Origin of the sequence: Acutalibacter sp. LFL-21 (genome assembly GCF_025630755.1) — a bacterium.
GTDB classification, from domain to species: Bacteria; Bacillota; Clostridia; order Oscillospirales; family Acutalibacteraceae; genus Acutalibacter; species Acutalibacter stercoravium.
On record NZ_JAOTNT010000008.1, the window covers coordinates 106,446 to 123,227 of the forward strand.

The 16,782-nt window shown below is 51.0% G+C and carries 19 protein-coding genes; all 19 read left to right on the forward strand.

The window, feature by feature from the left end; genetic code table 11:
* The first annotated feature begins 3 nt into the window (after positions 1 to 3).
* The 19 genes from ODJ80_RS10925 to ODJ80_RS11015 all read left to right on the forward strand — a co-directional run bounded on the left by ODJ80_RS10925 (position 4) and on the right by ODJ80_RS11015 (position 16,723).
* The gene (locus tag ODJ80_RS10925) at positions 4 to 735 is read left to right on the forward strand and encodes a hypothetical protein (protein ID WP_263042103.1); all 732 of its coding nucleotides are present in this window, start codon (positions 4 to 6) and stop codon (positions 733 to 735) included.
* A gap of 18 nt (positions 736 to 753) precedes the next feature.
* A complete protein-coding gene (locus tag ODJ80_RS10930; RefSeq protein WP_263042104.1) occupies positions 754 to 1,530 on the forward strand; it encodes an ATP-binding protein in 777 nt (258 codons plus the stop codon).
* 24 nt (positions 1,531 to 1,554) lie between these two features.
* Positions 1,555 to 1,824, forward strand: coding sequence for a DUF6103 family protein (locus ODJ80_RS10935; protein ID WP_263042105.1), 270 nt, complete (start codon positions 1,555 to 1,557; stop codon positions 1,822 to 1,824).
* Between the two features lie 249 nt (positions 1,825 to 2,073).
* Positions 2,074 to 2,406: a plasmid mobilization protein gene (locus ODJ80_RS10940; protein ID WP_442863916.1), complete on the forward strand. Its 333-nt coding sequence runs from the start codon at positions 2,074 to 2,076 to the stop codon at positions 2,404 to 2,406.
* A 46-nt stretch (positions 2,407 to 2,452) separates the two neighbouring features.
* Positions 2,453 to 3,745, forward strand: a complete 1,293-nt coding sequence (locus ODJ80_RS10945; RefSeq protein WP_442863918.1) for a relaxase/mobilization nuclease domain-containing protein — start codon at positions 2,453 to 2,455, stop codon at positions 3,743 to 3,745.
* A complete protein-coding gene (locus tag ODJ80_RS10950) occupies positions 3,742 to 4,614 on the forward strand; it encodes a PcfB family protein (RefSeq protein ID WP_263042108.1) in 873 nt (290 codons plus the stop codon). Before ODJ80_RS10945 ends, ODJ80_RS10950 begins: the two co-directional genes overlap by 4 nt.
* Position 4,615: 1 nt before the next feature.
* Positions 4,616 to 5,554 (forward strand): hypothetical protein, encoded by a 939-nt coding sequence (locus ODJ80_RS10955; RefSeq protein ID WP_263042109.1) that lies wholly within the window; start codon positions 4,616 to 4,618, stop codon positions 5,552 to 5,554.
* On the forward strand, positions 5,551 to 7,362 hold the full coding sequence (locus ODJ80_RS10960) for a VirD4-like conjugal transfer protein, CD1115 family (RefSeq protein WP_263042110.1): 1,812 nt from the start codon (positions 5,551 to 5,553) through the stop codon (positions 7,360 to 7,362). Before ODJ80_RS10955 ends, ODJ80_RS10960 begins: the two co-directional genes overlap by 4 nt.
* A gap of 49 nt (positions 7,363 to 7,411) precedes the next feature.
* The gene (locus ODJ80_RS10965) at positions 7,412 to 7,855 is read left to right on the forward strand and encodes a hypothetical protein (protein WP_263042111.1); all 444 of its coding nucleotides are present in this window, start codon (positions 7,412 to 7,414) and stop codon (positions 7,853 to 7,855) included.
* A 36-nt stretch (positions 7,856 to 7,891) separates the two neighbouring features.
* The gene (locus tag ODJ80_RS10970; protein WP_263042112.1) at positions 7,892 to 8,770 is read left to right on the forward strand and encodes a hypothetical protein; all 879 of its coding nucleotides are present in this window, start codon (positions 7,892 to 7,894) and stop codon (positions 8,768 to 8,770) included.
* A gap of 65 nt (positions 8,771 to 8,835) precedes the next feature.
* Entirely contained in the window at positions 8,836 to 9,183 is a 348-nt protein-coding gene (locus ODJ80_RS10975) for a PrgI family protein (protein WP_263042127.1), read from the forward strand.
* Entirely contained in the window at positions 9,143 to 11,482 is a 2,340-nt protein-coding gene (locus tag ODJ80_RS10980) for a VirB4-like conjugal transfer ATPase, CD1110 family (RefSeq protein WP_442863917.1), read from the forward strand. Before ODJ80_RS10975 ends, ODJ80_RS10980 begins: the two co-directional genes overlap by 41 nt.
* 37 nt (positions 11,483 to 11,519) lie before the next feature.
* A complete protein-coding gene (locus ODJ80_RS10985; protein WP_263042114.1) occupies positions 11,520 to 11,807 on the forward strand; it encodes a hypothetical protein in 288 nt (95 codons plus the stop codon).
* 59 nt (positions 11,808 to 11,866) lie between these two features.
* Positions 11,867 to 13,006 carry a hypothetical protein gene (locus ODJ80_RS10990; RefSeq protein WP_263042115.1) on the forward strand — a complete coding sequence of 380 codons (1,140 nt, stop codon included), beginning with the start codon at positions 11,867 to 11,869 and terminating at the stop codon, positions 13,004 to 13,006.
* Positions 13,007 to 13,028: 22 nt separating this feature from the next.
* Positions 13,029 to 13,670, forward strand: coding sequence for a protein adenylyltransferase Fic (gene fic / locus ODJ80_RS10995; protein ID WP_263042116.1), 642 nt, complete (start codon positions 13,029 to 13,031; stop codon positions 13,668 to 13,670).
* Positions 13,671 to 13,812: 142 nt separating this feature from the next.
* Positions 13,813 to 14,199 (forward strand): type II toxin-antitoxin system HicB family antitoxin, encoded by a 387-nt coding sequence (locus tag ODJ80_RS11000; RefSeq protein ID WP_263042117.1) that lies wholly within the window; start codon positions 13,813 to 13,815, stop codon positions 14,197 to 14,199.
* 3 nt (positions 14,200 to 14,202) lie between these two features.
* Positions 14,203 to 14,952 carry a Fic family protein gene (locus ODJ80_RS11005; protein ID WP_263042118.1) on the forward strand — a complete coding sequence of 250 codons (750 nt, stop codon included), beginning with the start codon at positions 14,203 to 14,205 and terminating at the stop codon, positions 14,950 to 14,952.
* Between the two features lie 46 nt (positions 14,953 to 14,998).
* Positions 14,999 to 15,595, forward strand: coding sequence for a zeta toxin family protein (locus ODJ80_RS11010; protein ID WP_263042119.1), 597 nt, complete (start codon positions 14,999 to 15,001; stop codon positions 15,593 to 15,595).
* 99 nt (positions 15,596 to 15,694) lie between these two features.
* Entirely contained in the window at positions 15,695 to 16,723 is a 1,029-nt protein-coding gene (locus ODJ80_RS11015) for an S-layer homology domain-containing protein (RefSeq protein WP_263042120.1), read from the forward strand.
* The last annotated feature ends 59 nt before the right edge of the window (positions 16,724 to 16,782 follow it).

Here is a 16,782-nt window from a genome sequence, read left to right on the forward strand (position 1 = left end):
ATCATGGACAACAACACATCCTATGAAAGTACTTCTACAGATTTCTTTATCGAGCCTTTCTTTGTAGATGGCCAGTGGGTGTGGCCGGACAATGTTCCCGATTGGGCCGGCGGACCGGAGGCAGAGGAGGATTTTTACTCTGCTCTCCGGGAAGCCTGGATGACCAGCAGTGACCCACGGAAACGCCTTCTGGCAGCTGAACACGGGGGTCCAGCAGAATGGAAAGTGTTGGTAACAGACCCTGATTTCATGGTTCGGGCAGCAGTGGCCATGGTCGGAAATGCCGATGTACAAAGGCTTCTCTGCCGGGACCAGTCGAGTTTTGTGCGGGAATATGTTGCGAATTATGCCACGCCAGAGGTGCTGCGCTACCTTGCTTCGTTCGAACCTGACCAAACTGTCCTCTACAACATAGTGAAGCGATACGACATCCCCTCACAGAAAATAATCGTCGAAAGGGCGTGGGGTGACCCAGAATTTCTGAAAAAGATTATCCCACTTCTCCCACATTCCCAGCAGGAGAAGCTGCTCTCGCACAATGACCCGGCAGTCCGAATCCGTGTAGGAGAATGCGGTGACCGAAAGCAAGCCAGGGCGGTTCTGAACGATGAATCCATACCGGCAAGCAAGAAAATCTTCGTGGAAGACCATCTCGACGAGCTGGAAGAAATCGCTGCGGCGCTGCGTCCTGCCCGTTTGCGTGAACGCGAAAGAGACATGGAAACGCAACGATAAAAGGAGGATAGAGAGTAAATGAAGACCATTGTAGTCAATATGTTTGCCGGTCCCGGCGCTGGTAAGACCACCTGCGCCTGGCAGGTCGCCAGCGAACTCAAAAAGCGTGGGTACATCACAGAGTATGTGCCGGAATATGCAAAAGAGCTGGTGTGGGACAAGAATTTTGACCTGCTGGACGGTACATTAGACCACCAGAAGCAACTGTTGGAGGTCCAGGCCCATCGGTTGGAAAGACTTAAAGGCCAGGTGGATTTTATCGTCACAGACTCCCCGCTTATGCTCAATGCCATTTACTTGACGGGATCACCGGAGGAAATGAAGCGATATACCGACCAGGTCTACAGGCGGTTTGCCGCGTATGACAATTTCTCTGTCTTTATCCAACGAGGAAAGAGTTTTGAGCAGGCGGGCCGTATCCACGATCTGGAACAGAGCCGGAAAATCGATCAGCAGATAAAGGACTTGCTGCACGACTACAAAATCTACTACGGCACCTACACCTATGAAACGGTCCGCCTGGTGACAGATAACTGTATTAAGACGTACTCCAGGGTGAACCAGGCAGCGGCGTTTGAGGAACGGACGAAAGCAAAATATGAGGTAAAAACGGACACGCCTCCTACCGTTTCCTCGCCAGAATCGCGCACAGTATTTGTAAAAAACTACCACCGACCGAGGGAAACCGAACGCGACTCCCCTGCCCCTGAGCAGGAGAAAGCACGGTCGGAGGAACTTTTTCCTCTACAAGATGAGCGGGGCCAGGAAGAAATTGACGACGATTTAGAACTATAAACCACCATGAAAGGAATGATTTTTGTGCCTAAAAAAGAGAAGAAAATCTCCGTTTCCCTCAGCTTTCCCGAGTACAAATTAGAGGCGCTGGCGCTTGCCTTGGAGGAAAAAGGAGTGTCGCTGGAGGAAGAATTGGAGCAATATCTAGCGAAGCTCTATCAGAAAAAGGTCTCCGCAGACGTGCGAAAGTTTCTGGCCGGCAAGTACAAAGAGTACGAACAGACCACGTTGGTAAATACCAGCCAGGCGGCGGAGCGGGAGCCGGAGGATCAAGTTTTTGATCCGCAGCCCTGAGCCGAAAGGCGGTTTTTTCTATCGCCGGAGGCCTTTCCTCCCAACACACCCGCACGTAGTGCGAGTGTGGAGCCAGCATCGCATTTGTAAAGCAGATTGTAAAGCACTTTGTAAAGCATTCTGCTTTCAAAGTGTTTCCAATTCTGCTTACAAACGCAGCCGGTTAGGGGAGACCCCTAATACCCCATAGTGTTCACGCAAAGCGTGGATAAAAAAGTGAGCGTGACTATCAAATAAGGAGATGGTTAAATGCAATCAAAACGGTTGTTCAATGTCCGGTTAACGGACCATGAATACGAGCGTCTTGAACGGAAAGCTCGTGATTGCAATTTATCCATGTACTCGTATGTACGCCAAATCATCAATGGCTACCATCCGAAGGAAGCTCCCTCCATGGACTTCTACCACATGATGCGTGAGCTAAAACAAATTGGTAACAACCTGAACCAGCTTGCCTACGTTGCAAATAACACCGGCCTCATTGATGAGGACGAGTATCATGCTCTGGCCGCACTGGTTCGCCGGAAGATTCGGCAGATTGAAAAGGAGGTGCTGGACCCGGAGCGAGATGGCGACCACTAAAATATGGCCGATCAAAAAACGGCTCGACTATGTAGTCCGCTACATTATGAACCCGGATAAAACAGAGGACGGGCGGTTGGTCAGCACGATCAATGTGCTGAAGGACACCCCAAAACAAATTACCCAAGACATGATTGCGACGAAGGAGCGGTTTGGAAAAAGAGATGGCCGTCAAGCATATCACATGGAACAGTCCTTCGCCCCTGGGGAGGTGACGCCGGAACAAGCGCATCAGATTGGTGTGGAGTTGGCTCAGGAGCTTTTTGGGAAAGACTTCGAGGTTGTGGTCACGACCCATGTGGACAAGTCCCACATCCATAACCACCTGGTAATCAACTCAGTCTCCTGTGTGGATGGTCACAAGTACCACGAACCGAACACGGAGTATTACGACCGCATCCGCAAGCTGTCTGACCAGCTCTGCAAAAAGTATCAGCTCTCCGTGGTGACCGAACCAAAGAAAGGACGCTACCATTCCTACCCAGAACAGCACCATGGGGACAACCCCGCCCACCCCACCATTCACAATATCATATACTCCGACATCGATCGTGCCATCGAATTTGCGAAATCGCTGGATGACTTCTATGAATATCTCCAAGATATGGGGTATCGAGTGAAACGAGACGGGAAGTACCCGGCCATAGCACCAGAGGGCCGCAAATTTTTCCGTCTCTATAAATTTGCCAAGGGCTACACCGAAGAAGACATCGAAGCCCGTATCAATGAACGGCTCCACGCGGCGATTCCACCGCCATCCAAATATTCCTCCCAGGCCCGTCTGGGAAGGGATGACGTAAACACTGTTTACTATGGAGCATGGCAGTCAGATCGAGATTATCAACAATGCGCTTATCGTTTTCATACATACTTCGCAAGACGGTATTACAGGCGCAACCTATGGCAGACCTACATTCAATACCGATTTGTACTGCGGAGTGTCCAGCGGGAACGCTATCCAAAATACCCCAGCCCAGACTTGCGCCTGGCCCTGCGGCAGCTCAACCGGTATTCTCAACAGGCGGTGATCCTGGCCCGCAACCACATCGAGACAGAAGACCAGCTGAAGGAATACATGGAGAATTTGGACAGTCAGGCCCATTCCATCAACAAAGAGAAGTGGTACCTAAAACGGGCACTCTCAAAAGCTGCCCCCGAAGATAAGGAGGTAATCGAGGCACAAATCAACGCTTTGGAAAAAGCCGCCAAACCTTTCATCCGGGAAAAATTCCTCTGCCGTGACATTTTAGAACGAAGTACCAACGTCCGGGCACAGGTAGACTGTGAAAAGGAGGAGGCGGCCAGAGAAATTATGGAAGAAAGGGGAAGGTCATTATGAATGAAGCATCTATGGCAACGGAAGAACTGTTTCGTGTCACCTTGAGCGGAATTACCTATACGTTCCGTATTGCGGAAGCGATCATCAACGGCGCTCAAAGAATAAGCCAGAATAGCCGCGAAAAAAACGAAGTTATGTGGCGATACCTCAATAGCCTGGAAAACGAGGGACAGGGCACACCGGGTCAGGTTAAGATCGAAGAAATGCTTCGACGTGGTGAAGGCCTGGCACAGGTCAATATCATGGAAAAAGACTACGGGACTTTTTCAGCAGCGGCAAAGGCAGCTGGACTGAAATACGCTGCCGTAAGTCTGGACCAGACCCACCAACCTGGCGAACGGGTACTCACTATCTTTATAGCCCGTGGCGATGCGTTTACCGTCCAGAACATCTTTGAGCTGAACAACCTTAATTCTGTAAAAGATAATGATGTTATGAAGGAGGCGGAGGCAGCGGCCAAGGCGGCAGAACAGGAAAAAGAGCAGGCCGCCCCTTCCAGGCCCTTAACACCAGAGGAAATCAAAAAGCAAAAGAACGAGCTATTTTTAGCGCGCCTGAAATCCAATGACAAGGCTCCCAAGGAACAGGCACAGAAGTCCACAGAGCAATCACAGGAAAAGGAGGAAGTCATAAACCCTACGACCCCGGAACGGACCTCCCCAGAATCTGCGTCCGTGACAAAATCCGGGAGCTTAGGGAACAAGGAACAGGAAAAAGGAATTACGGGAAAAACAGGAAATTCTGATCGTCCGTCCATCCGTGCGAAAATCCTTGCCTACCGTGCGGAAATGACAGAAGAATCCCTTTCCCCGGACGAAAAGCTGCGTAGAGCACAAGAATATCTGAATGGGATGAATAGGGGGGTGTAACATGAACTGGAACTTCACAGCACAGAACAGCCTCGGTGAGTTTATCAGCGAAGCTGAAAAGAATGCTTCAAAGTATGGCTATGCTCCCCAAAAGGTCAGCTTTGCAGACCGGATGAAAAAGCTGCGGGAGAGCCTTTCGGAAATCAGCACCAGTGTTTTTGTCAAGGTTTGGGGAAACGAGAAGGAGTTTCAGAGTTTTCTGACAGTCGTAGAACATCTGAACCTTTCGGCAGCGGATGATTCGCACGGGAAAGGGATTGTCAATGCAGCTCTGGTCTATGCTCAGAGGCCGGAAGCCAGGAGGCTTCTGACCTTTGATGAATGGTCAAGAAAAGGTGTGCGTATCAAAAAGGGAAGCCGGGGTATCGACATCTTCATCCCATCAACAGGTGAAAAGGATGGGAAAAAGACTACTTTTTTCAACCCCACAAAGGTGTGGGATGTGGAGCAGACCACCGCCCAGTTTCGCCCTGTGCAGATAGGGTTGTCGGACCTGAAAGTTGTATCATGTATTATGAGCATAATGGACTTTGCCACTGATTACAGCGACCTGTTGCCGGACGGCGTGGATGCCTGCTACATTCCTCGGATCAATACGGTCTGGGTGAGAGACGGGCAAAGCATGGCTGCCATGCGGACCTCACTACTCATTGAATATGGCCATTACCAGTTGTCTAAGGCAAAAGACTATGACAGAACACCGGAAGCCAACTTCATAGCCTACACCAGCGCCTATCTCCTGTCCCGTCACTTTGGGTTAGAGATGGAAGCGCCTCCGCAGGAAGCATTTCCTCCCACTGTGGATACCCCAGGGAAAATTAAAGAGATTCTGGCCTCCACTTTATCCGTCAGCACTAGGATATGCAGCAAGATGGAGAAAGAGCTAGGTGGTCTTTACTCTGTACAACAGGACTCCCGTGACGAGGATATGGAGCCATGAAAAAAGGCCAAGACCGGACAACTATACTCATCATGGGGGGCCTTGGTGCCTTAATTGCGGCTTGGATCGGTATAATTGCCGCCCCCGGCGCTCGTGAGGGGCTTCGCGGTCTTATCTCTGCCCTCTCTTATGGAATAAAGCACCCATTTTCCCTCAAATTCGTCCCCGATACTTTTACCTCTGTGCTCGTCTGCCTTGGCATCTATGCCATATTTGCCGTGGTGGTGGTGACATCCAGTAAGGGCTATCGTCGTGGCGAGGAATACGGCTCCGCACAATGGGGAAGTCCCCATGCTATTGACCGTAAATACCGGGACAGGAAACATCCATTTCAGAACCAGATTCTTTCCAGAGCAGTCGCCATGGGTAACTCTGAGCAGGCCCTGCATCGACACCAGCGCAACAACAATGTGGTGGTGATCGGTGGCAGCGGCTCTGGTAAAACCAGAGGCTATGTTATCCCCAACCTCCTGCAAGGGGAAATCTCCTATGTCGTTTTGGACCCCAGCGGAGAGATCCTCCGAGCAACGGGAAGATTTCTGCGTGATAAGAAAGGGTACCGCATCCGGGTACTGAACCTGGTGGACCCCGATACTTCGAGCCGATACAACCCTTTCGTCTACCTGAGAAACGATGACGATGTGGATCGGATGGTTGAAAACTTCTGGAAAGCGACCACCCAAGAGGGAGCACAGCGAGGCGAACAAATCTGGGACGATACCGCAAAAGAGCTTCTGTCGGCCCTGGCATATTACTTGTTCTACTTTGCTGGCCCCGAAGAACAGAATTTTCCCATGATACAGTTTCTAGTGCGGAACATGGCCATTGAGGGGGATGATAAAAGAGCAATAAGTCCAGTGGACAGGCTGTTTAACGACCTGGAACAGGTACAACAGGAACATATCGCTCTCAAGCATTACCGGTCATACCACTCTGGTGCGGCAAAAACACTTCAAAGTATCCAGATCACCCTGTTATCCCGGCTATCTAAGTTTAACCTGACCAGCATTGAGCGGCTCTCCACCACCACGCAGGATGAGCTGGGCCTGTTCACTGCGGCAGAGACCAAGACGGTGATCTTTGCCGTTACCCCGGTAGCGGATACTTCCTTAAACTTTTTCGTCTCCCTGCTCTACGGCCAGATGTTTGAGCTGCTCTACGCTTATGGCAACGCCCATGGCCAGCTGAAAGTGCCCATGCACTTTCTCATGGATGAGTTTGCAAATATCACTTTACCAAAAGACTTTGACAAGCGTTTGGCTACGTTCCGAAAATATCTGATCTCCGCAAGCATCATCTTGCAGGATCAAAGCCAGCTGAAGGCCATATATGAAAAGCAGTGGCAAAGCGTCATCAATAACTGCGATTCTCTTTTGTATCTTGGTGGTAATGAGAGTGGGACACACGAATATCTCTCAAAACTCCTGGGAAAGCAGACGATACGCACCAATACCTTCGGCCAATCTAAGGGTCGAAATGGCAGCTTTTCTAAAAATGAGCAGCAACTTGGGCGGGAATTGATGACCCCGGATGAGATACGGCAGATGGATAACAATTATTCCATCCTTCTGATTCGAGGTGAACCACCGCTATATGACCATAAGTATGACCTTAACCTTCATCCCAACATCAAATACACCACATACGGCCATGGACAGCCGTACCGTCACGATGAACTGACGCACATCAATTCGATGATAGAGCTGGTCCATGGACTAACCAAGGAAGAAATTGCTCAACTACCTGTCCTACCTCCCATAAAGTTTACATGGGTGGGGGACGATGAAACCCCGTACTACCAGCAATAAGGGCGGCGAAAAGCCGCCCTTAATTTATTTTCAAAGGAGTGCACACACAATGAAAAACACAAAGAACACTATGAAGAAAACCGTGAAGAAAGCCATGAAGCTCATGCAGGTCGCCATGGTTGCCCTCGTCTTGACAATTTCTGTTGGAATGACGGCTTCCGCCAGCGAGCTTCAGCCGGTCTTGACGGCATCCCCCACAACCACAACAGCGGCGATCGGGCTCCCCGGTACTATGCTGTTGACCTCCAACACCGGTATCCCGGAAGTGGACACTATGTTTGATAACCTCATTGACTTTATCGGCGGCGTAGTCAAAGTCGTTGGCGTGGTGGCCGTCTTGTTCGGCGTTGTGCAGTTGGGTCTGTCTATCGCCAACCATGACCCCAGCCAGCGGGCACAGGGTTTCCTGTTCATCGCCGGCGGTGTTATCGTTTTCTTCGCTCCTGAGCTGATTTCTTTCCTCCAGACCTCCGGCGGCGGCACGATCATCTAATCCATTCCAGGTGAATAAGAAGAAAGGGGGGTAAAAATGAGCTATTCCCAAGCGATACTTACCTTGTTCGGTACAGCCATGTCGCTCGCCTACGATTTCCTTACAAAAGACCTCGCCGGTTTTTCACCGACTATTGCCAGTGCGATGCAGACCTTGAATAACGGCCTACAAGCGTTTTCTTATGCTCTGTTGGTGATTCTTACTCTGTGGAATGTGGTGAAGACTACCACATCGTTCGTTGAGCTGAAAAGGCCAGAGGTGCTTATTAAACTCCTAATAAGGTTTATCCTTACAAAGTACGTGATTGGTGCAGCATGGGCTTTAGTAAACGGTATTTTCCGGGTGTGCGGCGCCCTTATTCAGGCTATCTTCCGTATAAGCAACATCCCGTTCGACGGCTACTGGATCAATATGCAGGCTCCAGATTTCGGAGAAAATGTCATCGACAAGATCATACAAGGTCTCATCGGTGTAGGGACTGCCATCATAAATCCAACTGCTGTCATTGCTGGATTGATCTTGGAGATCGTGGGCTTTATCGTTGCCATAGTTTTAGCTATCACACTCATATTAACTGTCTTTGGACGTTTCTTCAAAATCTATATGTTTGCCGCCCTCTCCCCTATCCCGCTTAGTACATTTGGCTCGGAGTCCACTCAAGAGGTAGGCCGTAACTTCCTCAAGTCCTTTACCGCCATCTGTGCCGAGGGACTAATCATTGGACTAGCGCTCATTGTGTTTACCGCCTATAGCCAAAATCCGGTTATTACATTTGAGGGGACCGGTATTTTTGAGTGGGTAGGAAATTTGGCAGAGGAGATCACCTTCATGTTCACCCAGGTGTTCCACATGATTCTGCTGCTGGGTATCATCAAAGGGGCAGACCAGATCGTCCATCGGATGTTTGGTATGTAAGGAGGAAAAAATGCAAATCAAGTCAAACCAGGAAGTGCGAAATTATAAAGAAGTAATATACTTCAATATACTTCGGAATGACGGTGCGTCAGCTCGTCTTCTCTGCGCTTGCCGGTGTAAGCGCCTTGTGCATCTTCTTCCTGTGCAATGGCCGCCTCCCCATGGAAATGGTAAGCTGGCTGTGCATTTTAGCTGCTGTCCCATTTGCCGCCTTTGGATTTATCCGGTGGCATGGGATGTACATGGAAGACATCATTAAGGTGTTCATACGGTCAAGGTTTGTAGTTGGGCATACCGTCTACTTTCGTCCGCAAAACGACAACAAAGCGTTGATAGTAGCGTATCTCAAAGAAAAGGAGCGTGAGGAAGCCAATGCTGCAAAGCGAAAAAAGGGCAAAAACAAAACACCGTGACCGGAAATATTTCACTAGGCCAAGGTCTACCCAAGACCTCATCCCAGTAGACACTGTTTATGATGACGGGATGTTTCTCTCTAATGGGGGCATCTACTCCAAGTGCTTCCAGTTTTCCGATATTAACTACACGATTGCCGATCAGTCCCAGCAAGAAAGTTTGATCCGGGACCTGCGATCGATCAACAAAAGCTGTACTGCATCAGAGATTTCTCAGATCACTATTATCAACCGTCACCTAAACCAGGAATTGCTGGATGCCCTGCGTTATACCATGGCTGGAGACGAATATGATGTGTTCCGGGAGGAACTCAACACCATGTTGGAAAACCAAATCGGCAGAGGGACTGGAATCATCCAGGAGCGGTACTTTACCATGTCCGTCTCCAAGAACAGTGCTAAAGAGGCCAAAACCCATTTTGACCGTGTGGGAACTGAAATGGCGTTGCGGTTTGCGGGGATGGGAAGTAATTTCGTCCCAATGGGGCTCAGCGATCGCTTGCGTATTCTGCACGATTTCTATCGTCCCGGCGATGAGTCATACTGGGATTTTGATTTCAAGGACAAGAAAAAGAAAGGCCATAGCTTTAAGGACAGTATCGCTCCTATGAGCGTGGTCCCGGCAAGAGACCATTTCCAAATCGGAGGCCGTTACGTCCGAGTGCTGGCAATGACGGAGTACGCGAGCTGGATCGATGACGGCACCCTCTCCCGGCTTACAAACCTGGACACGGAGATTATTCTCTCCGTCAACTTCTTGCCTGTGCCAACGGACGAGGCAGTCAAGTTTTTCCAGAGCAAGCTAGACAGCGTGGAAGCCAACTCCATGCGATACCAACAAAAGCAGATGGAGCGCACAAAACTGGCTGTTCCAGAGCCGTACAACATCAAGAAAGAGCGCCAGGTTATTACGGACAGCCTCAACGACATCACCGTGCGCGACTGTGGCCTGGTGGTGGCAACCATCACCATAGCACACATGGCCGACTCCCTGGAAAAGCTCGACTCTGATACAGAGCTGATCCGCACTGTGGCCAGGGATGTCAACTGCGAGTTTAACATCTGCACTGAACAGCAGCTCGATGCCTTGAACACTTGTCTCCCCTACGGCCTGGACCGTATCTCTATGGACCGCAGCCTTACTACCGAGAGCCTGGCGGCTTTCATGCCCTTCAACGCCCAGGAGATTTGCGACGAGACTGGTGTGCTCTACGGGCAGAATGCCATCACCCGGAACTTGGTGGTGGTGGACCGGCTGGCGAAATCTTCCGGTAATGGCTTCGTGTTAGGTATGACTGGCGGCGGTAAATCCTTCTTCTGCAAAGAGGAACTGGTAGAACTTCGGTTCAAATACCCGCCCGAGAAGGCTGATTTCCTCATTCTAGACCCGGAAAGCGAGTACAACAACTTGACGTTGGAGCTTGGCGGGGAGGTCTTCCACGTTGGTGTGGACAGCATCAACCCCTTCGACCTGGAGCTGGACCTTACCGAACGTAACCCCCTGGCCTACAAAACCGAGTTTATCACCACATTCTGCGAGAAAGTCATGGAAGATGACGGTCTGGATGCTCAGACTAAGTCTCTGATCGACCGTGCGGTCCGGCTGGTCTATAAAGAATTCCTGAAAACGAAAGGACAGAGCCGTGTTCCCCTGCTGGGCGACTTTAAGGCAGCTCTGGAGGGGATGCACAACGCCCGCGCCCAGGAACTATCCCTTGCATTGGAACGCTTTGTCGAGGGTGCTTTAGATAACTTCTCTCTCCCTACCAACATTAACACGAACAACAGCTTGATCTGTTACTCCCTTGCAGGCCTTCGTGACCAGATGAAGCCTTTAGGGACCCTTATTACCCTGGATCAGCTCCTTAGCCGAGTTATGCGGAACTATAAGCGGGGAAAAATCACCTTTGTTTACGCCGATGAGTTTGCCCTCCTTTTCCAGGATGAAGACACCGGTATTTTCTTCTCCAACCTCTGGCGGCGAATCCGTAAGTATAACGGCTACTGCACAGGTGCCACGCAGAATGTTGAGGAGGTGCTTGCCTCTGAGTCTGGCCGGGCCATGCTCTCCAACACCGATTTTGTCGTGATGCTCAATCAGAGCCCCACTAACGCAGCCCAGTTGTCCGAGCTCTATAAGATTTCCGCAAATCAAGAAGTGTACTTTCGCAACGTAGCTCCGGGCCATGGGCTTATCAAGGTGGGAGGGGCGCTGGTTCCGTTCATCAGCTCCATGCCCCAGGATACCAAGCTATATTCCCTGCTGTCTACCAATCCCAGGGAAGCTAGATGGGACTAAAACCGGAACTGGTTCCGGTTCAGTGAAAGGAGGCCCCATGATTCAGGTAATTCTCAGTGTTGTTTTAGTGCTGGCAGCAATGTCCGTGGTCTTCGCTCTGGGGTGGAACATAGCATTTAAGAGAGGTGCCTCCCGTGCCAGGCGAGAATACCAACAGCAGCTCGGCATTGAAAGGGATGCCATGAACCGAGAAATGAAGAATCTTCGAGACACTGCAGGCGAGGAAATCCAGGCGCTCAACAGGGAATGTGACCGGCTGCGTAATGAGATAGCCCGGTTGCGGATGCCCACCATGGAGATGGCAAAACACTGGACAAATATCTGATAGGAGGTGAAGCCACTCGAAAACCCCTTGAGAAAAAAACATGCGCAGGGTATAATAACATGAGAAAAGAGGTGTTCCCCATGCTCAACGGTGTTATCTTGTCAGAAGACCGAATCGTGGCCCGTGTCCATAATGGCCTCCGAAAGGTGGTAGACCAGGCCCACTGCCCGTTGTACCTGCAAAAGTACGATGATGTAGAGGGCTGGCTAACCCGCCGGTCTATCGACGCCCACCGGACAAACTCCCGCCTGTTGCGGAAGGCCCTGCGGTTAGCTCCCAACGATGACTTGGCAGCGGTGCTGCGGGTGCATGGGGCCACCATAACTGATGCTTACTGGTTCCGCGGGGAAAATGAGAACCTGTCCTACGACCAAATAAGATTTCAGAAAGACAACCCCTTTTCCCGGTTGGCCCTCCGTGGCGATCCTGATTCTTTTCGGTTGGGGACTTCCCAGGCAGTCACCCCGGAACTTACCAACACCGGAAGCTACGAAAAGTGCTGGGAGTATCACGATGGGGCCTGGTGGATGCTGAAATCCGGCAGTGACCTTGAACAGTTTTCCGAGCTGTTCGCCTATCATCTCGGTCGGCTGATGGGCCTTTCCATGGCCCATTATGAGCGGGACGGAGACTACATCCGCAGCAGAGACTTTACCGAGGGCTGGTACGATTTTGAACCGGCCTATTCCATTATGCTGGACGAGGAAGACTACGGCGAGAACTACCGGAAGATTCGAGCGTTGTGCCCTAAAGCAGCCATGCAGTATGTGGGCATGGTGTACCTGGACGCCTTGGTGTTCAACATGGACCGGCACACCAACAACTACGGCTTTCTGAGGGACCGCCAGACTGGCGAGGTGTTGGGCCTTGCCCCCCTATTTGACCACAATATCGCTCTGGTGGCCCGTGGGTATTCTGCAAAAGCTGCCCAACGTGGCGGAATGTTTTCGACTCTGTTTGTGGACCTCCTCCGGGATGAACCCCAGGCATTATCTGACTTCCTTGCCTTGGGTCTAACACCTCCCACACCAGAGATGGTGCAGAAAGTGATCCGTCTTTCCAACGATCCCCCCTTCCCCTCTGAGGTGGTCCGGGAGGACTACTTGATAGAGTTTGTCCTGTCTGCCCAGGAGTGGATGGAGGAGAAGCTGGGACTATGCCAGGAGCCGGAACTGGAAGAAGATGAACCACAGCTGTGATTTCTGAGAAAGGAGGCCGACAATGCCTTTAGAGAACAAGCTCGGACTCACCAATGCCGTGGAGCTTGCCTTGGAGGAAGAACGTATCAGCAAGACCAGAGCAGCAGAGATGTTTGAAAATGGCCTGCTGGAATCTTTACGGCCTGGCTCCTTCGAGGCTCTGCGCAAAATCCACGAGTACCTATTTTCCGACATTTACGACTTTGCAGGGCAGATCAGGACGGTCAACCTGGCAAAGGGAAACTTTCGTTTTGCACCGGTGATGTACCTGCGCCAGGCAATCCAGGAGATTGAGAAGATGCCCCAGGACACCTATGACCATATCATAGAGAAATATGTGGAAATGAACATTGCTCACCCCTTTCGGGAGGGAAATGGACGCAGTACCCGGCTCTGGCTGGACCTTATCCTGAAAAACGAGCTGGGATTGGTGGTTGACTGGAGCAAGGTCGATAAGTCCGATTACCTGATGGCCATGGAACGCAGCCCTGTAAAGGACCTGGAAATCAAGGCGTTGTTAAAAGAAGCCTTGACAGATCGGATATATGACCGGCAGGTCTATATGAAGGGCTTGGACGCCAGCTACAAGTATGAGGGCTATGAAGCCTACAAAACTGATGACCTTTCCAGAGAGAACGAACTGGAAGAAGATCTTGAGCGATAGAGCGAGAGGCCGGGAGAACCCCGGCTTCTTGTTATATCAGCACAAATGTTCCAGGAAACATTTGTGAATCGTTGCAATCAAAAATGATTGCAACATGCAAGGGGGTATGCTATACTTAGACTAGAGAGTAAGAGGTGTTGTTATGGCAATCGAAAATACGATGGCATACCAGGGCTTCCTGGCAAGAATAGAATACTCCACCAAGGCCAACGCCCTAATCGGACGGGTCCTTAGTGTAAACGCTATTCCCACTTTCACCGCAAAAACCGTGGACGATATGGAACGGCTGTTTCATCAAGCAGTGAATCAGTACCTGGCGGCCTGTCAGCAGTCCGGGCAGCAAGCAGGAACCTCTTACAAGGGCGTCCTCACGGTTCGGATTCCCCCTGCCCTCCACCGTGTATTGGCTCTCCAAGCCGCTGCTACGGACCGCAGCATCAGCAAAGTTATTGCAGAGGCGTTATCCGAGTACGCTGAAAGGCACCTTCTTTCTGGAGGCGATGCTGATACATCGGACGAAAAGGAGTAACTTATGGATTTCTTGAAAGAACTTCTTGCGGAGCGGAACAGTAAGTATAAAGGCGGTCTATACCATCGCACTCAGATTCTGTTTGCCTACAACAGCAACCACATTGAGGGCACCCGTTTAACAGAAGAACAGACCCGATATATCTTTGAAACAAAGTCTTTCTTCCCTGACGGAGAAGGTCCCATTAAGGTCGATGATGTGGTGGAGACCATCAATCACTTCCGGCTCTTTGACTATATGCTGGACCACGCCCTGGAACCTCTCACCGAAGCCATGATTAAGGAGTTTCACCGTATCCTTAAAACTGGGACTACGGACGAAACCCTCGCCTGGTTCCATGTGGGTGAGTACAAAGGTGTTGCCAACATGGTCGGAGACATCCGTACCGCCACCCCGAAGCAAGTCCCCATCCGCATGAAAGCCCTACTCTCCCAATGGGAAAGAAAGCCTGCCCACACTGTAGAGGACTTGGCAGATTTCCACTTCCGTTTTGAAACAATCCATCCATTCCAAGACGGGAATGGGCGTGTTGGAAGGATGATTCTATTCAAGGAGTGCCTTGCCAACAGGTTGACCCCCTTTGTTATTTTGAACGCTGACAAGGCGTTTTACTACCGGGGCCTCCATGAGTATGAGCACACACCAGGGTATTTGGTCGGTACATTCCAGGTGTCACAGGACTTCTATCAGGAGCTTTGCGAGGAGCTTTTGCCAAGCGTGGAACCTGAACAAGAGGATGATTTTGAGCTGTAAAACCGGAACTGGTTCCGGTTTTGCAACCAGAAGGGGGAACTGAGTCGTGAAAATATACACTATTGTCGGCGGGGTGAACGGCAGCGGAAAGTCCAGCCTCACAGGCTGCCTTAAACGAGAGAGAACCGACCTGGGAATCATCATTGACGTGGATAAACTGAACGCCCAATACGGAAGTATCATCGAGGGCGGGAAAGCAGCGGTGGCTGAAATCAACCGGTGCTTAAAGGCTGGCATCAACTTTACCCAGGAGACCACCCTATCCGGTGTCCGCACCTTGAAGACCATCCAGCGGGCCAGGGACTTAGGATATTACATCCGTCTGTACTATGTTGGTCTCCCCTCTGCCGAGGACAGCTTAGAGCGCATCCGTAACCGGGTCCGCAAAGGCGGACACAACATCCCGGAAGAAGATGTCCTGCGGCGGTTTCGGTCCCGGTTTGAGGATTTAGCTGCCATCCTCCCTTACTGCGATGAGGCGAGGTTTTACGATAACGACAACGGCTTCCAGGTGGTGGCCGAGTACCAAAACGGTGAGGTAATCCCCCAAGTGGGACACCTGCCCCTCTGGATGCGGGAGTTTCAAGAGTGGAGCGAACGCCATGCCGAACTGGAAGAACCGGGTGAGGACTTGGAGCGCTAAAACGGGAACCGGTTCCGGTTTTAGCGCTGCCAAACAGAGTAAAACAAGGATATCTCGCCCTCGTGGCGAAAGCACAAGATAACAGAGGAGGTATACAACATGAAACGCACTGGAAAGAAGCTGCTTTGTGCCATGGTCGCCCTACTGCTGGTGGCAGTGGTTCCCATGGGTGCTATGGCCGTGTGGTTCAACCCCTTCAAAGATGTAACGGTCGATGACTGGTACTATGAAGCCGTCGAGTATGTGAACACCCAGGGCTTGTTCAACGGCACTGGAACCAACGAGTTTTCACCTAATGCCTCTATGACCCGTGGGATGTTTGTGACTGTGCTGGGCAAAGCCGCCAAGATGGACACTAGCGCCTACGGTACGAGCCAGTTTAAGGATGTACCCGGCGATGCCTACTACGCTCCCTATGTGACCTGGGCAGCGGAGGTGGGCGTGGTGAACGGCACCAGCCCCACCACCTTCTCTCCCAACAACTCTATTACGAGAGAAGACATGGCAACCATGCTGTACAAGTACGCCAGGGCCTATGGGTATGACACCAGCTACGACGAAGCAAACCTGCTGGATTATCCTGATACTGGGAAAATTTCCAGCTATGCCCAGGTGCCCATGGCGTGGGCTGTAACCCAGGGGGTGCTGGCAGGCAGCGACGGTTATCTGAATCCGAAAGGATACGCAACCCGTGCGGAAACCGCCCAAATCTTCTACAATTCCCGGAATGTTTTTTCTACCAAGGTTGAAGACCCCACTTTGGACCGTGTGTGGGTAGTGGATGTGCCAGGTCACTATGAAACCGTGGAGCGCCAAGAGCTTGTGGAGGTGACTGTGGGTGAGGAAGGACACTGGGAAGAAGCGTTCCGTACCCATTGGGTATATAGGTGTAATCAGTGTGGTTATATTGCAGAAACCACGGAAGAGATTAACGCTCACCAAGACGCTAATTTTGACTGGAACACGATGACAGGAACTTGTTGGAGTTATACTATGGTCTCCAGCGAACCTGAATACACCGGCGAATATTACTGGGTGGTTGATGTCCCCGGTCACACCGAATACCATTGGCAGACCGTTACCGAAGAAGTTTGGGTGGAGGAAGTCGGCCACTGGGAATATCGCTAAACACAGCTCCAACAAAGCTGTTTCACATATAATGTCTTGATAGGAAGGGGGTATAGAAA